Origin of the sequence: Pseudofrankia sp. EUN1h, assembly GCF_001854645.1 — a bacterium.
Lineage (GTDB): Bacteria > Actinomycetota > Actinomycetes > Frankiales > Frankiaceae > Pseudofrankia > Pseudofrankia saprophytica.
This window is the reverse complement of record NZ_MBLN01000104.1, coordinates 1-17,612: the sequence shown is the minus strand read 5'-3', so window position 1 is coordinate 17,612 and position 17,612 is coordinate 1. Positions and strand designations below refer to the sequence as shown.

Sequence of the window (17,612 nt, the reverse complement as noted above, 5' to 3'; positions counted from 1 at the left end):
GCCGCCGGGTTCACGCGCTGGAACGGGCCTCCCCGAGGGGAGGCCCGTTCTTCGCAGCGTCGATGACCAGGCCGTGTGGCTCGACGACCACACCGTCGCCTACGCCCTCGCCGGCGGCTACGGCGCCGACCTGTGGACCGTCCCAGCCGACGGCACCGGCACCCCGGCCCGCCTGACGGCGGCCGCCCTCGCGCCGGCGGTCATCGGCTGAGAAGGAGAACACGCATCCCGGGCCTGACCGGCCCGAGGGCTGGTTCAGGCTTCACCGGCGCGCTGATGCCGTTCCAGGCTGAAGCGCAGCGCGGCGAGAGAGATCGCGGTCTGCTGGAGAGCCGGCCCGGTGACGACGCCGACGACACGGGCCGCCACTTCCTCCTCGAAGGTCGGACGGGCCTGGGCCAGCAGCCCTGATCCCGCCGGGGTCAGCGAGAGCAGCGACGAGCGACGGTCGTCCGGGTTGGCGGCGCGGCGGCACCAGCCCGCGGCCTCCAGGCGGTCGACGGCCTTGCTCGCGGCGCCCACGGTGATGGCGGTCTCCTGAACGAGGTCGAGGACCCGGCAGGTGTCGCGCTCGCTGATGATCTGCATCAGCTGGTACTGCCCGGCGGTGAGTCCGTGCGCCGCCCGGAGCCGCGCGTCGACCGCGTTGTAGAGCCGGGTCTCCACCCGCACGAGATCGATGAACAACTGCGTGACCTCGGTCGCCATCCACCCACTCACTGGATTCCCTGGAATCTAGTTCCCAGGAATCCGGTTGCGAGCATGCGATGGATTCCCGGGAATCCATCGTCCCACGGGGGTCGTCAGCGTGGATGGAGGTCCGACATGAGCCAGCAACAGCGCGACGCGGTGGATGCCCTGCTGCGGAACGCACCCTACGACCAGACCGCCTCCATCGAGCAGCAGCGCGACGCGTTCGAGCAGCGACAGGCCCAGCCGCCGCCCGGCGACGTCACCGCCCGCGACTCGACCCTCGGCGGACGCCCCGCGCTCGTGCTCGACGTCGCCGGCGCCGACAGCCGCGACGGCCGGGCGGGAGCCGACGGGGGCACGGTGCTGCTCTACCTGCACGGTGGCGGGTATGCCATCGGATCGGCCCGAACCGGTGCGCGGCTCGCGGTGCTGCTCGCACGCCGAGCCGGAACGAAGGCGGTGTCCCTCGACTACCGCCTCGCGCCAGAGCACCCGTTCCCGGCCGCCGTGGACGACGCCCTGGCCGCCTACCGCGAACTGCTCGACTCCGGAATCGGTCCCGACCGCGTCGCCGTGGCGGGCGACTCGGCCGGGGGCGGCCTCGCCGTCGCCGCGCTGGTGGCGGTCAGGGACGCCGGGCTCCCCCAGCCAGCGGCCGCCGTCGTCCTCTCGCCGTGGACCGACCTCACCCTCGCCGGCGCGAGCCTGCGGACCAAGCAGGGCATCGACCCGCTTTTCACCCGCGAGCGTCTCGGAACCCTCGCCGACTGGTACCTCGCCGGCCACGACCCCTCGGACCCGCTGGCCAGCCCGGTGCTCGCCGACCTCTCCGGGCTCCCACCCCTGCTCGCGCAGGTCGGGTCACACGAGATCCTGCTCGACGACGCCGTGCGCCTCGCCGGTCAGGCGGGTGCTCATGACGTAGACGTCACGCTGGAGGTCTGGCCGGGCGTTCCCCACGTGTTCCAGAACTTCACCGGGGCGCTGGACGAGGCCGACGAGGCCCTCGACCGCGCCGGCCGTTTCCTGTCACGGCACCTGGCGACGTCGCCGGTCTCCTGACCCGCCACCCCCGGCTTCAGCCGCCTGGACACAGACATACGCCAACAGCTACGGCTTGCGAGCGATCCCGCCGGCCATCAGGCGCTGCCCCACCGTCAACGGGTGGTTCACCGGCTCGTCGGGCCGCCATTCGGGCAGGTAGACCACACCCGGGTCCAGTAGTTCCAGCCCCTGGAAGTAACCGGTGATCTCTTCCAGGGTGCGGAACCGACCGGTGCCCAGATCTCGCAGCATGGCGTCCTCGAGCGCCAGAGCATCCGGGCTGGACGCGCAGAAGTGGGTCAGGAAGAGGTAGCTCCCTGACGGCACGGCGTCCAGGTAGGTGGCCACGATCCCGTCCGGGTCCTCGTCGTCACCGAGATGGTGGATGACCCCGATGAGGAGCACACCCACCGGCTGGGACAGGTCGATGTGCTTGGCGATCTCGGGGCGGGCGAGGACGTCGGCCGGCTCGCGCAGATCGGCGGTGACGACGTCCGTGTTGTCGTTCTCGGCCAGCAGGGCACGCCCGTGCGCGAGCACGATCGGGTCGTTGTCGACGTACACGACCCGCGCGTCCGGCGCGTGGCGCTGAGCCACCTGGTGCGTGTTCTCGACGGTCGGCAGCCCCGAGCCGAGGTCGACGAACTGGCGGATCCCGGCCTCCCTGGCCAGGAAGGTGACGCCCCGACGGAGGATGGCCCGGTTGTACCGGCCCACGTCGCCGATCTCCGGCACGATCCGCAGCGCCTCCGCGGCGATGGCCCGGTCGACCTCGAAGTTGTCCTTGCCGCCGATGACCGCGTCATACACCCGGGCGATGCTCGGCCGGGTCACGTCGATCTCGGCTGGCTCCGGCTGCGCGGTGGCGGCGCCGAGTTCCTGCTGCTGGTCGGACATCCACGTCCTTCCTCGTCGAGTCCCGGCCAAGCGGCCCATATCATGATCAAACACCCGTAGTGAACTGATCAGCACAATTCCTACACCATCGACACTTCACTCCGACACGGGCCCACCCCGTTGGGCGACCGCCGGAGCCGCGCACGCGCCTGCATCCGGGGCATGTCGGCGTGCCGGGGTTACAGCCAGTCATCGAGCGTCCGAAGCCCGCCAGCGACCGCCGCAACGTCTCCGGATCGGCGACGGACACCCCTGACCTCGGTCGTCGCGCCGGCCATTCCTGTCACGGCACCTGACCGCCCTGTCGGCGGCCTGAGACCGCCGACGGAGGAAGCGCCGCAGGCCATGGCTCGCGAGCCATGGCCTGCGGCCGAATCCGGCGATTCCCTGCGTCCTCGGATCCGGGGCGAGACGATGGACGTGGAGCATCAGTGGGTTCGTGAGCCGTGCGGAGGGAGCAGATCACCGATGGACGTCGCGGGTTCCACGAGGGGCGCTCGGCGCGCCGAGCGCATGGCGCAGGCTCGCCGGCTGGCCGGCCAGGCCCGACAGGACCGGACCGTGCCCTGGTACCTCGCGTTCGTCTGCACCGCCGTCGGCGCTGGTGCGTCGTTCAACGCGTTCGGCAGCGCAGTCGGTTTCCTCTACGCCCTCGGACTGTCCGTCGCGTTCGCCGCCCTGTCGTGGGGGACGCTGCGACTGGTCCCGGCCGTGATGACGGACCTGAGCCAGGAAGGGCAGGGCCCGGCCAGGACGTGGCTCACGCTGCTGCGGGCACCAGTCACCGCCCGCGGCTTCCTCGTCCTGGCCGCCACCGTCCCGGTGGCTGTCGCGCTGGTGAAGACGGTCGGGTTCTTCTTCCTCGGCGGCGTAGTGCTGGTGCTTCTCTTCACAGGTCTGGCCCTGGCCGCCGCCTGGGCACTCAACCGCCCCTGACGACGTCACCGTAACCCTGGCGCGAAGGCGGCTGGCTTGTCGACCGACAGCACAGGGCAGTGGCAGCCCGCACTCAGKAGCCCGGCTCACCGTTCCGATGCGGAACCGTGGTCCCCGTACCCGGTTCACCACACTTCTCGTCAACCGATGAGTTGAGGGCTCGCGCCCAGTCTGCCCCTCCGTCGGTACTCCAAGCGGAAGAGAACAGACATGGGCATCGCGATCATGAGTGCGGCGGTCTCCCTGGACGGGTTCGTCGCCGACCTCGACGACGCAGTCGGACCGCTGTTCGACTGGTACGGCAACGGCGAGGTCACCTGGACCTTTCACGACGACGAGCGGGCGTTCCACACGACCCACGCGTCCGCCGAGTTCATGCTGACCCAGCACGCGAACGTGGCCGCCGCGGTGATCGGGCGGCGGCTGTTCGACCTCACCAACGGCTGGCACGGACGCCCGGCGGCCGGCGAGCATGTCTTCGTGGTCACCCACAAGGCACCGACTGCCTGGGACTACGCCGACGAGGCGCCGTTCACGTTCGTCGACGACGTCAGGGCCGCGATCACACAGGCAAGGGAGTACGCAGGTGATCGTGACGTCACGGTCACCGCTGGGAACGTCGGCGGCCAGGCACTGCGGCTCGGGCTTATCGACCGCGTAGTGATGAGCGTAGTGCCAGTGGTGTTCGGCTCCGGCCGGCCGTTCTTCGGCGTAGGTGGGCCCGGTGACCCCGTCCTGCTCGCGGACGCCGCGCAGATCATCCAGGGCAGCCGTGTCACCCACGTCGTGTACGACATACCCCGCGCGCGCATCGGCACGTAGCTCGGAGGCGGCGGCCGGTGGTGGTGGTGGTGGACACGAGGTTGCCCGGACGCCCGATCTTTTCGAAATCCTGCTTGGCTATGCTTCCCGCCGTGGCGACCCTGATCTGGATCAACGGTCCGAACGCCGTCGGGAAGACCCAGGTCGCCTACAACCTCCACCGCAGACTGCCCGGAAGCTTCGTCAGCGACCCCGAACACCTCGGCTTCGCGATGCGCAAGATGCTGCCAAAGGCTCGGCGCATCGACTTCCGACAGATCCCCCTGTGGCCGCACGCGGTAGGCGAGATGCTCACTCTGGCCCTACAAGGCGGCGAGGACCCCGTAATCGCACCCATGACCGTCCTCAATCCCGAACTGCTCGCCGAGCTGACGGCCGCGGTCACAGCCGCCGGACACCGCGTCCATTACGTCACCCTGCTCGCGACCCCCGCGACCATGACCAGGCGCATCCACCGCCGCGGCGAAACCTCCCGCAGCTACAGCGGCCGCCGACTCAGCCGTTCCCTCGACATCCTCCAGATGCCCGCGTTCGCCCGTCACGTCCACACGGACAAGCTGTCCATCTCCGCCGTCGCCGACGACATCGCCACACACGCGGGAATCGCCCTCGCGCCAGAGGCGACCAGACCGCTCATTCGCCAGGCCCGCCAACTCGCCGTCCAAATTCGCCACATCCGCTGGGACGCCTGACGTCGGCGGGGCCCGCCTTCCGGGGGTCAGACCAGCAGCGCCCGGGCGTGTACGAGAACAACCTCGCAGGCGTCCGGATCGCCGGCCTCGCCGCGAAGCAGTGGGACATCACCAAGGCCACGAACCCCTGCTCACCTTGCTCGCCCGGCATGACGTGGTCCCAGGGCTCGCGGCCTGACCGCTCACGGCGGGCCGCCACCAGACGTGACCCGCCCTACGCAAAGGCGCCGGGTAGCGGCCCCGGGTCGCGCACGTCCAACTAGGTGATCGTCTCCGTCTCGGGCTCGCGGAGACCGACCGCGTCGTGCCGCCAGAACAGTTCCGAGTAGACCAGTGTCCCCGTCATCCACGGCTGGTAGGCCGCAAGTGTGACGACCTGGAAGGCCGCGTCCGGAATGCGCAGCGACGGCTTGCGGAAGTCCAGGTCCCCGCCGGGCACGAAGCCGAAGCGACGGTAGTAGCCGGGGTCACCCTCGAGGAAGACGAGGGGCACCGAGGATTCGGCGAGGATGTCGAGTCCGCGGTGGATGAGGGCCGAGCCGATACCGCGTTTCTGGTGCTCGGGAACCACCGCCAGTGGGCTGAGGACCTGGACCTCGACCAGCCGCCGGGGCGCGTCGAGCAGGTTGCGTGTCCACATCGCGTGACCGACGACCTTGCCATCGTGCTCGGCGACGAGCGAAAGGCCGTCACCAGGCGTGATGGTGGCGCGAAGGTCGTCGACGAGGCCCGACACGACCTTTCCGTGCTCGCCRCCGAATGCCCGTGTGACGACGTTTCGCACGGACTCCCGATCACGGGCTGACTCACGGCGAAGATTCACGCGCCGGACGGTAAGGGCGCCTGGCGACGACGGCAACCCGTTTCTCGGTCGACGTGGATCGGGAACACGACCGCGCCTGGTCTGTGAGCGAGCGCGATCGGCACCGCTCCGGGATCACGGTTATAGGATCACGGCGTGGTCGAGCTGTCCGACGGCACGCTGTTGTGGACCGCGGTCAGCGGTAACGGCCCACCACTTGTGCTGTGCCATGGCGGCCCGGGACTGTGGGATTACCTCGCGCCCCTGGCCGCGCTGTTGGACGACGTGTTCACGGTGATCAGATTCGATCAGCGCGGCTGCGGACGGTCCACTGACGGCGGCGGCGGGCGGTTCACCGTCGAGCAGGCTGTGAACGACCTGGACCAGCTGCGGGCCGCGTTAGGAGTCGATCGCTGGGGCGTGGTCGGGCACTCCTGGGGCGCCGAGCTCGCCCTGCGCTACGCCGCGCATTTTCCCGGCCATGTCGCCGGCGTCGTCTACATCGCCGGAGTCGGCGCGGGCGACGGATTTCGTGACGGATACGTCGCCGAGCGGGAGCGCCGTCTGGGAGCGGACCTGCTTCGGTGGACAGAGCTTGGCAGTCGCCAACGTGACCCAGCCGAGGAGCGCGAGTGGTGCCTGCTGCAGTGGCGGCCTGACTTCTCGCCTGGTCCCGCCGCCCTCGACCACGCCGCCGCCCTGTGGGCTACCCGCCCCCCGGACGTCGAGGTGAACGCCGCGGCCCATCGGCAGCTCTGGGCGGATCGCGACACGGCGGATCTCCTCACCCTTGYCGCCGGCCTGCGTCGACCGGTCACCATGCTCCTCGGCTCTGACGACCCGCGCCCCTGGCAGGCGACCGACTCCCTTCTCGCGGCCCTGCCTGCCGCAAGCCGGATCGTGTTCGACGCCGCCGGGCATGCCCCCTGGGTCGAACAACCATCCGTGGTCCGCGACGCGATCCTCACGGCCTTCGCCACGGTGTAACCAGCTCGGCGTGAGCCAGGACGATCGGTACCAGCCTCGGGTTGCACATAGGGTGCTTCGGCGTAGATCCGTCGCCCGTCGGAACCATGGTCAGTACCTTGACTCGCGTGGAGTACGCCTCGGTATCTGCCTGGCTGCCCGCCATCCTGGCCGACCACGACCGGTACCACCGCCGCGCCGCACACGCGAGGCGGAGCCCGTGTCGGCGGACTCCACTTCGATCAGTCCTCCGGCCAGTTCCAGGTCGGTACCTCGCGGATGGGGTGCAGATCGGAGTCAGTGAYGGCGTGAGAGTTCTGCTGAGCGACCTGGGCTCCGAACTCGACATGCTCGCGGAACGCCTGCCGGAACGGCGCGTCGTCTGGCATGCCGGCCTCGTCCAGCGCCTCGAGATACGCGGTGACGAACCTGTCCCGCTGCTCATCGGTGATCTTCAGACCGCGGTGCACGTCGATGAGATACTGGAAGCCAAGCTGCCTGGTGAAACGGTCAGGTCCGCCGAACGACTCGGCGGTGAACCACGTCAGGTGGTCGACGTGGGTCGCCACCCGCTCGGTGAACAGTGTCCGCAGCACCGGGTCAGCCAGTGCCTTCGCGTAGAACAGTTCCTCGAGTCGATGCAGGCCCTCGTCGCCGCCCGCGTGCTCGTACAACGACTTTGTCACAGGATGCCTCCGGGCCGTCGTTGCGGAGAAGAACCCCCCGTACCGACACCATAGAAAGCGTTCACCCGGCGTACCGCGCGGCGGCGCGGGCGCGCACGACCAAGATCGGTACCAGCCCTTGGTCGCGCACGCCCCCGGATTGCACACACAACGTGCCCGGCGCTGGCGCCCGACATGCACCTGTGATCAAGAAGTAGCCGTTGGCGGTAGCCTGCGGGGCATGGCCCTCACCATGATCACACTGTCGTCCGGCCGCCGGACCTATCTCAGCCAGGTCTGGATGACGGGAACGTACGACGGCCTGATCGAGGGCTACCCGTTCAGATACATCAATGACAGGATGGTCGCAAATCTGCCGCAGCAGGGTGCGCACCGCTTTCCCGGATCGCCTGTGCACGTCATTCCACCGATCAGAGAGTATCCGGAAGCACAGCCCGGGCGGCACCTACCCTTCGGACCCGAGGAACTGCTGCCCCGAGTGATCTGCGTCGGGATGTTCGAGTCCAGCGCCGTAGACACCGGTCCGGACGCGCCTCTGTACCGATCGCGGCTCGTTGTGGTGTGGATGCAGCCCACCGCGGTGCTCCCGTCGGATGAGACCGCTGGCCTCGATCTTCGCGATCTTCCATGGGACGAGATGGCGAAGGACGAGGAGATCTAGCCGGCAAGCATGGCCGGCACACCCCGGGCTACACATGCCCGATTTACCGCAAGGCGGTGGCGGGTGGGCAGCAGCGAGATCGAAGCGGACCCGCGCGCCGAGCCCGGTCCACCGAGCGTGGGGACCGCCGGTGGGCCGGGCTCGGCGATCGTCAGCTGGCGGCGGCGATGATCAGGTCGGCCGTCTCCACCGGGTGGCTGACCATGGCCACGTGGGAGCTGGCCACCTCGATTGTGTGCGCGCCGGCGCGCGCCGCCATCACCCGCTCGGCCTCCGGTGGGATCGTTGCGTCGTTCGCCGCCACGAGATACCAGCTCGGAATCGTGCGCCACCCTGGCGTCCCCGACGGCGTCGACAGGCACGACGCGGYGAAGCCGCGCTGGCTCGACGCCATGGCCGCCGCCTGCCCCGCGTCGACATCGGCGCAGAACAACTCGTGGAAGTACTCCGGATCGATATACGCGTCGGCGTCGCCCTCGGGAGCGCCCGGATAGGGCCGGAGCACCAGATGCTTGGCCAGGTCGGTGCTCCCGTCACCCAGCGCGAGCGCGGCACCCAGCGCCTCACCCTCCTCCGGCGCGAAGGCGGCAACGTAGACCAGGGCCTTGACGTTGGCGTTCCCCGTGCTGGCGTTGGTGATCACACTGCCACCGTAAGAATGCCCGACCAGCACGACCGGGCCGTCGATAGTGGAGACGAACGCGCGGATATACTCACCGTCACTGATCACACCGCGCAACGGGTTGGCCGGGGCGTAACAGGTGAAGCCGAGGGCCTGAAGCCTCGCGACCACATCACTCCAACCGGACGCATCGGCGAACGCCCCGTGGATCAAAACAATGGCGGGCTTGTCGGTAGGCATCGCGAAGAATCACTCCTCCATGACGGTCTGGACGCGAGAACAGCCCGGCAGTCGGGCCGATCAGGTTTCGTGGACGGCGAGTGGACCACGGCGGGCAGCGCCGGGACTCCGTCCGAAACCAGGCGTCGGCCGCGGACACCACGGACCCACCGGTCGTCCCCTTGCGAAGAGAATGCCGCGCGATCGCCGTGCCGGCTATACGAGGATTTGCGTAGATGAGACGCGCTCGGGCTGCCATGATGCAGATCGTGGGAGCACCGTCACACGCCGAACTGAACCGGCTGCTGGACTTGACAATCTCGCTGCTGGACAACCCGCATGAGTTCTGGCCGGCTGTCTGCGGAGAACTGGCGGCCGTGCTCCACGCTCGTCTCGCCGGCTGTTTCCAGGTCCGGTGGCCCAGCGGCGGCATCTGGTCGCAGGTGCTCGACGGAGGCGCCTGGACTGGGCGGATTCCCTGGACGCCGTCCGAGGTCGCCGTCCATCCGCTGGTGCGCAGCTTCGCTACCGGCGTCGACCTCGCACCGCGGACACTGGGCGAGGTCGCCGACGACGGCTGGCTGACCTCGGAGGAGCATGTGGTGGCGCGGGAGCGCTTCGAAGGCTCGTTCGCCCAGGTTCTGATCCCGCTGCGGCGAGCCGGCTCGGAGCTGCACTACGTCGGAGCCGCGCGCACCGGCCGCGAGTTCAATGACCGCGAACGAGCCTACCTGGACCGGCTGCAGCCGCTGCTCGTCGCCATCGAGCGCCACCTGCGCGAGACCGACCGCCTCCGACGCGGCCTCGCGCCCATCGGTGAGCCGCCGGCCCTACCGGGGCCGAGGGCCGCCGACGCGGGCCTCACCGACCGTGAGACCGTCGTCCTCGCGCTGCTTGCGGACGGATTGAGCCCGGTGGCGATCGCCCGCCGCCTGGGAATCTCGGCCCGCACCGTCGTCAAGCACCAGGAGAAGATCTACCGCAAGCTCGGCGTGCACGACCGCGTGAACGCCGTGCTCCTGGCGCAGCGCCTCGGCCTCGCGGGCGTCCGGTCCGCTTCGGCGGGGCCGGCCCCGCCGACCAGGGCCGAGCTGCCGCCGGCGGGCCTCGTGGCGCCAGACGTCGTCACGGACACAGGCGAGAAGCATCGCGTTCGTTGATCAAACCGTTGAGGGCGGCCCGGCGTGTGATCCGTTGACGAGGTCATCAGGCGACAGCGTCGACTGCGCGGCGAGTACCTGTAGATCGAGAAGCTGCCCCAGGGCAGTGCGGTCGGCCATGCCCCCTACGCCAGCACGATCGGTACCACCCCTTGGTTACACACGAGCGAAGTTCGACGGGTCTTGTACACGTCGACCCCATCACCGCGAAGATCTGTGGTTTGGGGCTTGGTTTGGCGTGAGTGGTCGCTGTGCTGGTGAGGCCGGGACCGTGGCGCGATTGCCTGAACTGCCTTGTGCGGGGTTTGCCAGGTGGGAGGCTGGTGCCGACGTCGAGGAACTGGCGGATGCCTGCCCTGGCTCAGAACCTTCGTGGTCAGATCTGCTGAGTGATCGGTGTGAGGCGTGAGCACGACGTCGAAAAAGCGCATGGAGTGGGCAGGACCGGGGCGGTTCAATACGGCGAGCACGAGGGCTCAGAGATGCGGGAACGTCTACTCGACGCGGTGCGGGCGCGTCTCGCCAGATTTGCGACCGATCATCATGCGTCCGTCGTGCTGGACGACGAGGCGTTGGCAGAGGTAGAGGCGCTGGTGGCGGCGGTTCATGATCCGGCGAGGGATCTGGATGTCTGCTACTCGGCGGGCATGGTGCACTGGTATCGCTATCTGCTGTTGCCCGTGGGCGAGGACCAGCACGATCTGGCCGTCGCGCTTCGGCTGTTGGAGTCCGTCCACCGGGCCCAGCCCGCGGCGATTCCGGTGGAGGCTCGGGCCTACTTCCATCAACTGCAGCGCGTCTCGCCGGCGATTCCCCACGACTGGGCCAACCAGTCCGTCGAGCTCCTCGAACGCGGTCTGCGTACCGGCGACGTCGTCGCCCTGAGCGCGGCCGCCGACCTCCTGCGCGGCGCGCTCACCGCGTTCCCGGAGGGCTCGTTCGACCGCGCCGCGCTGCTGTCGAACCTCGGGGTGGCTCTCAAGGCCCGGTTCGAGCGGTCTGGTGCCCTCGCCGACCTCGCGGATCTGGATGCCGCCATCGACGCGGGCCGGGCTGCCGTGGACGCCGCTGTCGCCGGTGGCCGCGACCACTCCGCGTACCTGGTGAACCTCGGCGGCGCGCTGCGGGTTCGGTTCGAGCGGACGGGAGTGCTGGCGGATCTGGACACGGCGGTGGAAGTGGGCCGGGCGGCCGTGGACGCCACCGGGCCCGACCACCCGAACTGGGGCGGGTATCTGTCCAACCTCGGAACGACCCTGCGGGTTCGGTTCGAGCGGACGGGAGTGCTGGCGGATCTGGACACGGCGGTGGAAGTGGGCCGGGCGGCCGTGGACGCCACCGCGCTCGACCACCCCGATCATGCTCGGTTTCTGGCAAATCTCGGGGGCACCCTGCACGCGCGGTTCGGGCGGACCGGGGCGTTGCCGGATCTGGACGCCGCGGTCGACGCGAGCCGGGCTGCCGTCGAGGTCACGACGGCTGACCACCCGGACTATGCCGGACGCCTGGCAAATCTCGGGGAAGCCCTGCGAATACGGTCCTCGTGGACGGGGGCGCTCGCAGACCTGGACGCCTCGGTGGAAGCCTGCCAGACGGCAGTCGCCGCCGCGGCACTCGACGATCCCGGCCGTGCCACTTACCTGGTCGGCCTCGGGATCGTTCTGCGGGACCGCTCCGAGCAGACTGGAGCGCTCGCGGATCTCAACACGGCAGTGGAGATGTGCAGGGAGGCGGTGGCGGCTTCGACGGCCCGCAATGCGTACCGCGGCGCCTACCTGTCCGCACTCGGGTCCGCCCTGCTGCTCCGGTTCCAGTCGACGGGAGCGCTCGCCGACCTGGACGCCGCAGTCGAGGCGGGCCGTGAAGCGGTGGCGGCGACCGCTCCCGGCGAGCCGGGCCTCGCCGGTCGCCTGTCGGACCTCGGGCTCGCGCTGCGCGCGAGATTCGAACGGACCGGAGCTCTCACGGATCTCGAAGCCTCGGTGGAGGTCGCGCGCGCGGCGGTGGCGGCGACCGCCGCGGACGAGCCCGGCCGCGCCGGAATGCTGTCGAATCTCGGGCTCGCGCTGCGGGTGCGGTTCGGGCGGACCGGGGAGCTCGCGGACCTGGATGCGGCGGTCGAGGCCGGCAAGGCGGCGGTGGAGATCGTCCCTGACCACCCAGATCGGGCTATCTATCTGACCAACCTCGGGCTCGCGCTGCGGGTGCGGTCCGAGCGGACCGGCCTGCTCGGGGATCTGGACGCGGCGGTGGAGATGTGCCGGGCAGCGGTGGCGGCCACAGGGGCCGGTCACCCGCGTCGTGCCGGGACACTGTCCAACCTCGGGCTCGCCCTGCGGATCCGGTTCGGGCGGACGGGAGAGYCCACGGATCTGGATGCCGCGGTAGAGGTGGGCCAGGCGGCGGCGGACGCCGCCGGCGATCGCCCCGACCGTGCCGGATACCTTTCGAACCTCGGAACGATTCTGCTGGTGCGCTTTGACCGCACCAGGGAGCTTGCCGACCTGCACGCGGCAGTAGAGGCGGCTCGGGAAGCGGTGGCGGCGAGCCCATTCGACCATCCCGACACGGCCATGTACCTGTCAAACCTGGGGATGGCCCTGTACACCAGGTTTGAACGGACCGCCGAACCGGCCGAGTTGAACGCCGCGGTGGACGCTTGCCGATCGGCGATCGAGGCCGCGGTCCCCGACCATCCCGAGCAGGCCATGTACCTGGCGAACCTCGCGACGTTCCTGCATGTCCGGTTTCAGCGAACGGGCGACCCCGCGGATCTGGAAGCCGCCATGAATGTCAGTGGACAGGCAACCGGGATGGAGGTCGCGTCGCCTCGTCAACGCGCTCGCGCCGCGAGGGTGTGGGGCAGCGCCGCTGCGGCCGGGGGTCGGTGGGAGGCGGCGGTGGAAGGTTTTACCGCGGCGCTCGGCCTGCAGGGTGAGGTGGTGGCGCGCGAGTTGCCACGGGCGGATCGGGAGGAACTGCTCGCGGAGGTGGGCGGGCTGAGCGCCGACGCGGCGGTGTGCGCGGTTCGGACGGGTGATCCAGACCGGGCACTGGAACTGTTCGAACAAGGGCGAGGGGTGTTGCTGGGGCAGGCACTGGACACCCGGGGCGACCTGAACGATCTCCAGGCACGGCACGCGGAGTTACATGACCGGTTCGTCGCACTGGCGGCTGAACTCGACCGGCCCGAGCCGGCCGAGTGGGGCGCACTGCCAGGGGCGGGTGAGAACGCCAGTCGCCCGAACGGCGTCGGAGGGCTGGTCCAGTACCGGCGGAGGCTCCGCGAGCAGTTCGATGAGGTGGTCGCCGAGATCCGGAACCGGTCGGGGTTCAACGGATTCCTGCGTCCGCAGTCGGCGGCGGAGCTGGCCAGGGCAGCGGCCGGCGGGTCGGTCGTGATGGTTGCCGTGTCCGAGTTCGGCTCGTACGCGCTGGTTCTCACCGAGGACGGGGCCGGTGAGCCTGTGGACCTTGGAGACCTGACGCCGCAGGCGGTCTTCGACGAGGTGCTCGCCTTCATGACCGCCGTGGAGACGCTGTCCTCGCAGCGGACGACCAAGGACGAGAAGGACCAGGCGCAGGACCGGCTGTCCACGACCCTGGGTTGGCTGTGGGATCGGCTCGCCAGTCCGGTTCTCCGTCAGATGGATCGGCACGGTCTCCTCGCGGCATCCCTCACGGAAGGCGCGCTGCCGCGGGTGTGGTGGTGCCTGTCGGGCATGCTGTCGTTCCTGCCGGTGCATGCCGCGGGGCGGCACGAGACCCGTATCGGGGCCCACCCATCGACCGTGATCGATCAGGTGGTGTCCTCCTACACTCCGACCCTGCGCGCTCTGGCGCACGCTCGCCGCCTCGCGAGCGTCGAGCACGCGGATGCCGACGGACGGCGGATGGTCGCGGTCGTCATGCCGCGCACGCCCGCCCCGCCTGGCAACCCAGGTGACGACGCCAGCCTCGACCTGCCTGGAGCCGAGGCGGAACTCGCCACGCTGCGTCGGTATCTGCCCGGCAGAGTCACGGCCCTGCTCGGGGAGCAGGCCCGGTGGAAGACCGTGCACGCCGCGCTTCCCGCCGGACGATGGGCGCACTTCGCCTGCCACGGCTCAAGCGATCTGGCCAACCCATCGACCAGTCGGCTGCTGCTGCACGACCACCGAGATCGTTCGTTCACCGTCGTCGATGTCGCGCGGCTGCGCCTCGACGCCGAGCTGGCCTACCTGTCCGCCTGCTCGACCGCCCGTCCCGGTGGGCGGCTGCCGGACGAGGCGATCCATCTGGCGTCCGCGTTCCAGCTCGCCGGCTACCGGCATGTCATCGCCACGTTGTGGCCGATCAACGACGGCGTCGCCGTCGGCCTCGCCGACGATGTCTACAAGGCGCTGACCGCGAGGATCCCCGTCGACCCGGCTACCGCCCTGCACGCCGCCACCAGGCGGCTGCGTGATCTCGCCAGCGCGCGGCCATCCCTGTGGGCCTCCCACATCCACACCGGCCCATGACCCCGCGGACGCGGGGAATCGCGACGGCGTGCTCCACGAGCACGTCCGCCCGCCATCGCGCGGTACCCGCCCTGCCTTCTTGATCGCAAGAATCGGCGACTCGGCACGACAGGCCGCCGCTACGAGAGGGCGCCGTCCTGCCCGTTCCGCCGGGATGCTGACCAGCAGGTTTACCCGATCGCCCTATACCGCTTTCGGCTTCTTCGGGGCTGTTTCGGGGACGGCTTCGTCAACGGGGGTCTGGCGGTGCGGTGGCCGGCGTACTGCGTCCGAGCCGTGCGGCGTGTGCAACGCGGTTGCGGACCAGGAGTCGGCCCCATTGCCAATTGATGCTGGCCTGGAGCCTGCGCCAGCGCGACCGGTACCAGCCCTGGGATGCGCATAGGGTGCGCCCGCATAAACCCGTCGCCCGTCGGAACCCTGGTCAGTACCTTGACTCGTGTGGAGTACGCCTCGGTATCTGCCTGGCTGCCCGCCATCCTGGCCGACTTCGCCGGCTCGCCCGTGGCGGGCTGGGATGTGCGGCTGATCGACTTCGACCCGGCGCGGCCCGGCGACGTCGTAGCGCTGATTCCGGACATCGATACCTGGGTCATCCCCACCAAGCCCTCCGCCCATCTGCTGCTGCTCAAGGTGGCCGACTTGATCGGGAAGAGCTTCGTCAACGTGAAGGGCCTCGACGACCTCGCGGACACCCCAGAGGGTGTAGCGATGGAGATCGCCTCGACGCTCCAGGACCACGTCATGGACAACCTCAACACCACCTGGCCCGAGGTGGCCGTCGACGGGCGGACGGTCGTTCTCGAGCCTCGGCTCGGCCCCGACGGGACGCCACGATGGGAGGGCCGCGGCGTCGAGCCCTGCCCGTTCGGCCAGCTCGCCTACCGTCTCACGTAGGGGCCCTGCCATTTCTACCGAGAACTGACCGGTCCGCTCGGCTCGGACTGGGGAGCGGGTACGAACCCTGCGTCACCGGGAGACGGAACCCTTCGCTTCGAACACGACGGTGTAACGCGTTCAGCGATGCCCCGCCGGGAACCGCTCCCTTTACGTAGCGATTGGTAGGTCCGCCGCGGAGGGCTCCGACCGGCTGGGGACTCACCGCTGCGTGACAGGTGTCTGTCAGGTGGGATCAGTCTGGCGATGAGCCCTAGAAGGTCAAACATCCGGTTCGGGTGGCGGATGGGATGCTGGTTGCCAGCGTGACGGGCCGTGCGCCCTTGGTCGGCTTGTGCTGTCGGGGGTGGCGAAGGTGGCACGCGGTCTGTCGGGCCGGGAGGTCCGGGCGTTCGCTGAGATGTTCGGGGACTTGATGTCGGCGGGGCCGCTGTTGGTGTCGGTTGACCTGCCCCGGCGTAGCCAGCCCGCCTGGCATGGGCTGAGTGCGGAGGAGTTCTGGTGGGAGGTCTCGCGGCTGCTCGCGGCCGGCGCGGTCCGCGATGGTAGGCGTCGGCTGTTGGAGGCAGCCCGCGAGCAGTTTCCCAGCAACGAGGTCTTTGCCGCGGGTGGGGACGATGGCCCGGCGGGGCCGTCGGTGTGGAACGTCCCGCCGCCGGTGGTGGGGTTCGTGGGCCGCCAGGAGCAGTTGTCGGAGTTGGCCAACAAACTGACCGCGGGGGCTGCGGTGTCGGTGGTGGCGCTGGCCGGGATGGGTGGGGTCGGTAAGACGGCGTTGGCGGTTGAGTACGCCTACCGGCATGAGGACGAGTTCGACGTGGTGTGGTGGGTGCCGGCGGAGCGGGCGGATCTGATTGCTGGCCGGTTGGCTGAGCTGGGCGAGGCGTTGGAGTTGCCCACCGGGGCGGAGCCGGCGGCGGTGTTCGCGGAGCTGCGGCGCCGTGGCCGGCCGTGGCTGCTGATCTTCGACAATGTCGAGGATCCGGCGGCGGTGGCGCCGTTGCGGCCGACGGACCGGTGGGGCCGGCTGCTGGTGACCTCGCGGCGGGCCGGCTGGGGTGGGCCGCGCGCGACGGTGCAGGTACCGACATTGCCTCGGGCGGAGTCGGTGGCGCTGTTGTCCGACCGGCTTGCAGGGGTCGATCCGGTGGTGGCGGACGGGGTGGCCGATTTGCTCGGCGATCTGGCGTTGGCGTTGGAGCAGGCGGCGGGGTTCTGTGCGCAGACCGGTACGCCGCTGGCGGAGCTGGCGAGCTGGCTGGTCGAGCGGTTGGAGGACGTGATCGCGCTTGGGGGGGTCGCGGATCGAGCTGGGGAGACGGTCGCCACGTTGTGGGACCTGTCCATCGAGCGGCTGTCGGTGACGGCGCCGGCGGCGGTGGAGTTGCTGGAGCTGTTGGCGCTGTTCGCGCCGGAGCCGGTGCCGTTGGACTTGTTCGAGGGCCGGGCGGAGCTGCTCGGTGGCGGGCTGCTGGCCGAGGCCGCGGGCGATCGGCTTGCCTGGGCGCGGTTGGTGGGGGCACTGGTCGGCTACAGCCTGGCCAGTCGGGACACCGCGGCGGTGTGGGTACACCGGTTGGTGGCCGCCGCGACCCGCCGCAAGCTCGGCGAGGTCCGCCGCGCGGAGCTGGTGGCGGTCCTGGTCGGGCTGCTGCGTGCCGACCTGCCTGAGAACATCACGCGTGCCCCGGAAGGCTGGCCACGCTGGTGGGCGCTGCTTGCCCACGCCCGCACCGTGCTGGACAGCGCCGACGATCCGACTGGTCTCGCGGCACCCTGCCAGGCCGACCCGCCTGCTACGGCGGGCGACCTGTCCTGGCTGTGTGACCGGACAGCGACGTTTCTCCAGGAGCAGGCCCAACCCGCCGAGGCGTTGCCGCTGTTTCAGCGGGCGCTCGCGATCGGTGAGGCTGCCTATGGCCCCGACCACCCCGTCGTCGCCACGCGCCTGAACAACCTGGCGTCGGTGCTGCAAGACCTGGGCCGGGTCGGGGAGGCGGTGCCGCTGTTCCA

General features: G+C 69.9%; 15 protein-coding genes and 1 pseudogene. 11 read left to right on the top strand and 5 right to left on the bottom strand.

The window, feature by feature from the left end; all coding sequences use genetic code 11:
* Positions 1-52: 52 nt before the first annotated feature.
* Positions 53-211, top strand: a pseudogene (locus BCD49_RS42895) (TolB-like translocation protein); the annotation flags it as partial.
* Positions 212-255: 44 nt separating this feature from the next.
* On the opposite strand, the gene BCD49_RS37705 reads toward BCD49_RS42895, so the two are convergent.
* A complete protein-coding gene (locus tag BCD49_RS37705; protein ID WP_007517631.1) occupies positions 256-708 on the bottom strand; it encodes a MarR family winged helix-turn-helix transcriptional regulator in 453 nt (150 codons plus the stop codon).
* Between the two features lie 117 nt (positions 709-825).
* Between BCD49_RS37705 and BCD49_RS37700 the strand changes: the two genes are divergently transcribed.
* Complete coding sequence (locus BCD49_RS37700; protein ID WP_007517632.1) at positions 826-1,755, top strand: alpha/beta hydrolase; 930 nt, start codon at positions 826-828, stop codon at positions 1,753-1,755.
* 48 nt (positions 1,756-1,803) lie between these two features.
* Here BCD49_RS37700 and BCD49_RS37695 read toward each other — a convergent pair whose 3' ends face one another.
* A complete protein-coding gene (locus tag BCD49_RS37695) occupies positions 1,804-2,634 on the bottom strand; it encodes an SAM-dependent methyltransferase (RefSeq protein ID WP_007517634.1) in 831 nt (276 codons plus the stop codon).
* A 468-nt stretch (positions 2,635-3,102) separates the two neighbouring features.
* On the opposite strand from BCD49_RS37695, the gene BCD49_RS37690 reads away from it, so the two are divergent.
* The 3 genes from BCD49_RS37690 to BCD49_RS37680 all read left to right on the top strand — a co-directional run bounded on the left by BCD49_RS37690 (position 3,103) and on the right by BCD49_RS37680 (position 5,084).
* Positions 3,103-3,570 carry a hypothetical protein gene (locus tag BCD49_RS37690; protein ID WP_007517636.1) on the top strand — a complete coding sequence of 156 codons (468 nt, stop codon included), beginning with the start codon at positions 3,103-3,105 and terminating at the stop codon, positions 3,568-3,570.
* 210 nt (positions 3,571-3,780) lie between these two features.
* Positions 3,781-4,392, top strand: coding sequence for a dihydrofolate reductase family protein (locus BCD49_RS37685; RefSeq protein ID WP_007517638.1), 612 nt, complete (start codon positions 3,781-3,783; stop codon positions 4,390-4,392).
* Between the two features lie 17 nt (positions 4,393-4,409).
* On the top strand, positions 4,410-5,084 hold the full coding sequence (locus BCD49_RS37680) for an ATP-binding protein (protein WP_007517640.1): 675 nt from the start codon (positions 4,410-4,412) through the stop codon (positions 5,082-5,084).
* 259 nt (positions 5,085-5,343) lie between these two features.
* Here the strand turns inward: BCD49_RS37680 and BCD49_RS37675 are convergent, their stop codons facing one another.
* Positions 5,344-5,907 carry a GNAT family N-acetyltransferase gene (locus tag BCD49_RS37675; RefSeq protein WP_027140655.1) on the bottom strand — a complete coding sequence of 188 codons (564 nt, stop codon included), beginning with the start codon at positions 5,905-5,907 and terminating at the stop codon, positions 5,344-5,346.
* Between the two features lie 135 nt (positions 5,908-6,042).
* Between BCD49_RS37675 and BCD49_RS37670 the strand changes: the two genes are divergently transcribed.
* On the top strand, positions 6,043-6,873 hold the full coding sequence (locus BCD49_RS37670; protein ID WP_071042472.1) for an alpha/beta fold hydrolase: 831 nt from the start codon (positions 6,043-6,045) through the stop codon (positions 6,871-6,873).
* A 221-nt stretch (positions 6,874-7,094) separates the two neighbouring features.
* On the opposite strand, the gene BCD49_RS37665 is transcribed toward BCD49_RS37670, so the two are convergent.
* On the bottom strand, positions 7,095-7,538 hold the full coding sequence (locus BCD49_RS37665) for a group II truncated hemoglobin (protein WP_071042471.1): 444 nt from the start codon (positions 7,536-7,538) through the stop codon (positions 7,095-7,097).
* A 232-nt stretch (positions 7,539-7,770) separates the two neighbouring features.
* Here BCD49_RS37665 and BCD49_RS37660 point away from each other — a divergent pair, with 232 nt between their 5' ends.
* Positions 7,771-8,199, top strand: a complete 429-nt coding sequence (locus BCD49_RS37660; protein WP_157845223.1) for a hypothetical protein — start codon at positions 7,771-7,773, stop codon at positions 8,197-8,199.
* Between the two features lie 151 nt (positions 8,200-8,350).
* Here the strand turns inward: BCD49_RS37660 and BCD49_RS37655 are convergent, their stop codons facing one another.
* Positions 8,351-9,061, bottom strand: a complete 711-nt coding sequence (locus tag BCD49_RS37655) for an alpha/beta hydrolase (RefSeq protein WP_083401943.1) — start codon at positions 9,059-9,061, stop codon at positions 8,351-8,353.
* A gap of 215 nt (positions 9,062-9,276) precedes the next feature.
* Between BCD49_RS37655 and BCD49_RS37650 the strand changes: the two genes are divergently transcribed.
* The 4 genes from BCD49_RS37650 to BCD49_RS37635 form a co-directional block, all read left to right on the top strand.
* Entirely contained in the window at positions 9,277-10,200 is a 924-nt protein-coding gene (locus BCD49_RS37650) for a response regulator transcription factor (RefSeq protein WP_007517649.1), read from the top strand.
* A 482-nt stretch (positions 10,201-10,682) separates the two neighbouring features.
* Positions 10,683-14,702 (top strand): CHAT domain-containing protein, encoded by a 4,020-nt coding sequence (locus BCD49_RS37645; protein WP_083401942.1) that lies wholly within the window; start codon positions 10,683-10,685, stop codon positions 14,700-14,702.
* A 432-nt stretch (positions 14,703-15,134) separates the two neighbouring features.
* Positions 15,135-15,599 carry a hypothetical protein gene (locus tag BCD49_RS37640; protein ID WP_157845222.1) on the top strand — a complete coding sequence of 155 codons (465 nt, stop codon included), beginning with the start codon at positions 15,135-15,137 and terminating at the stop codon, positions 15,597-15,599.
* 355 nt (positions 15,600-15,954) lie between these two features.
* Positions 15,955-17,612, top strand: a 1,658-nt coding sequence (locus BCD49_RS37635) for an effector-associated domain EAD1-containing protein (protein WP_131803645.1), incomplete at its 3' end; no start/stop codon positions are given.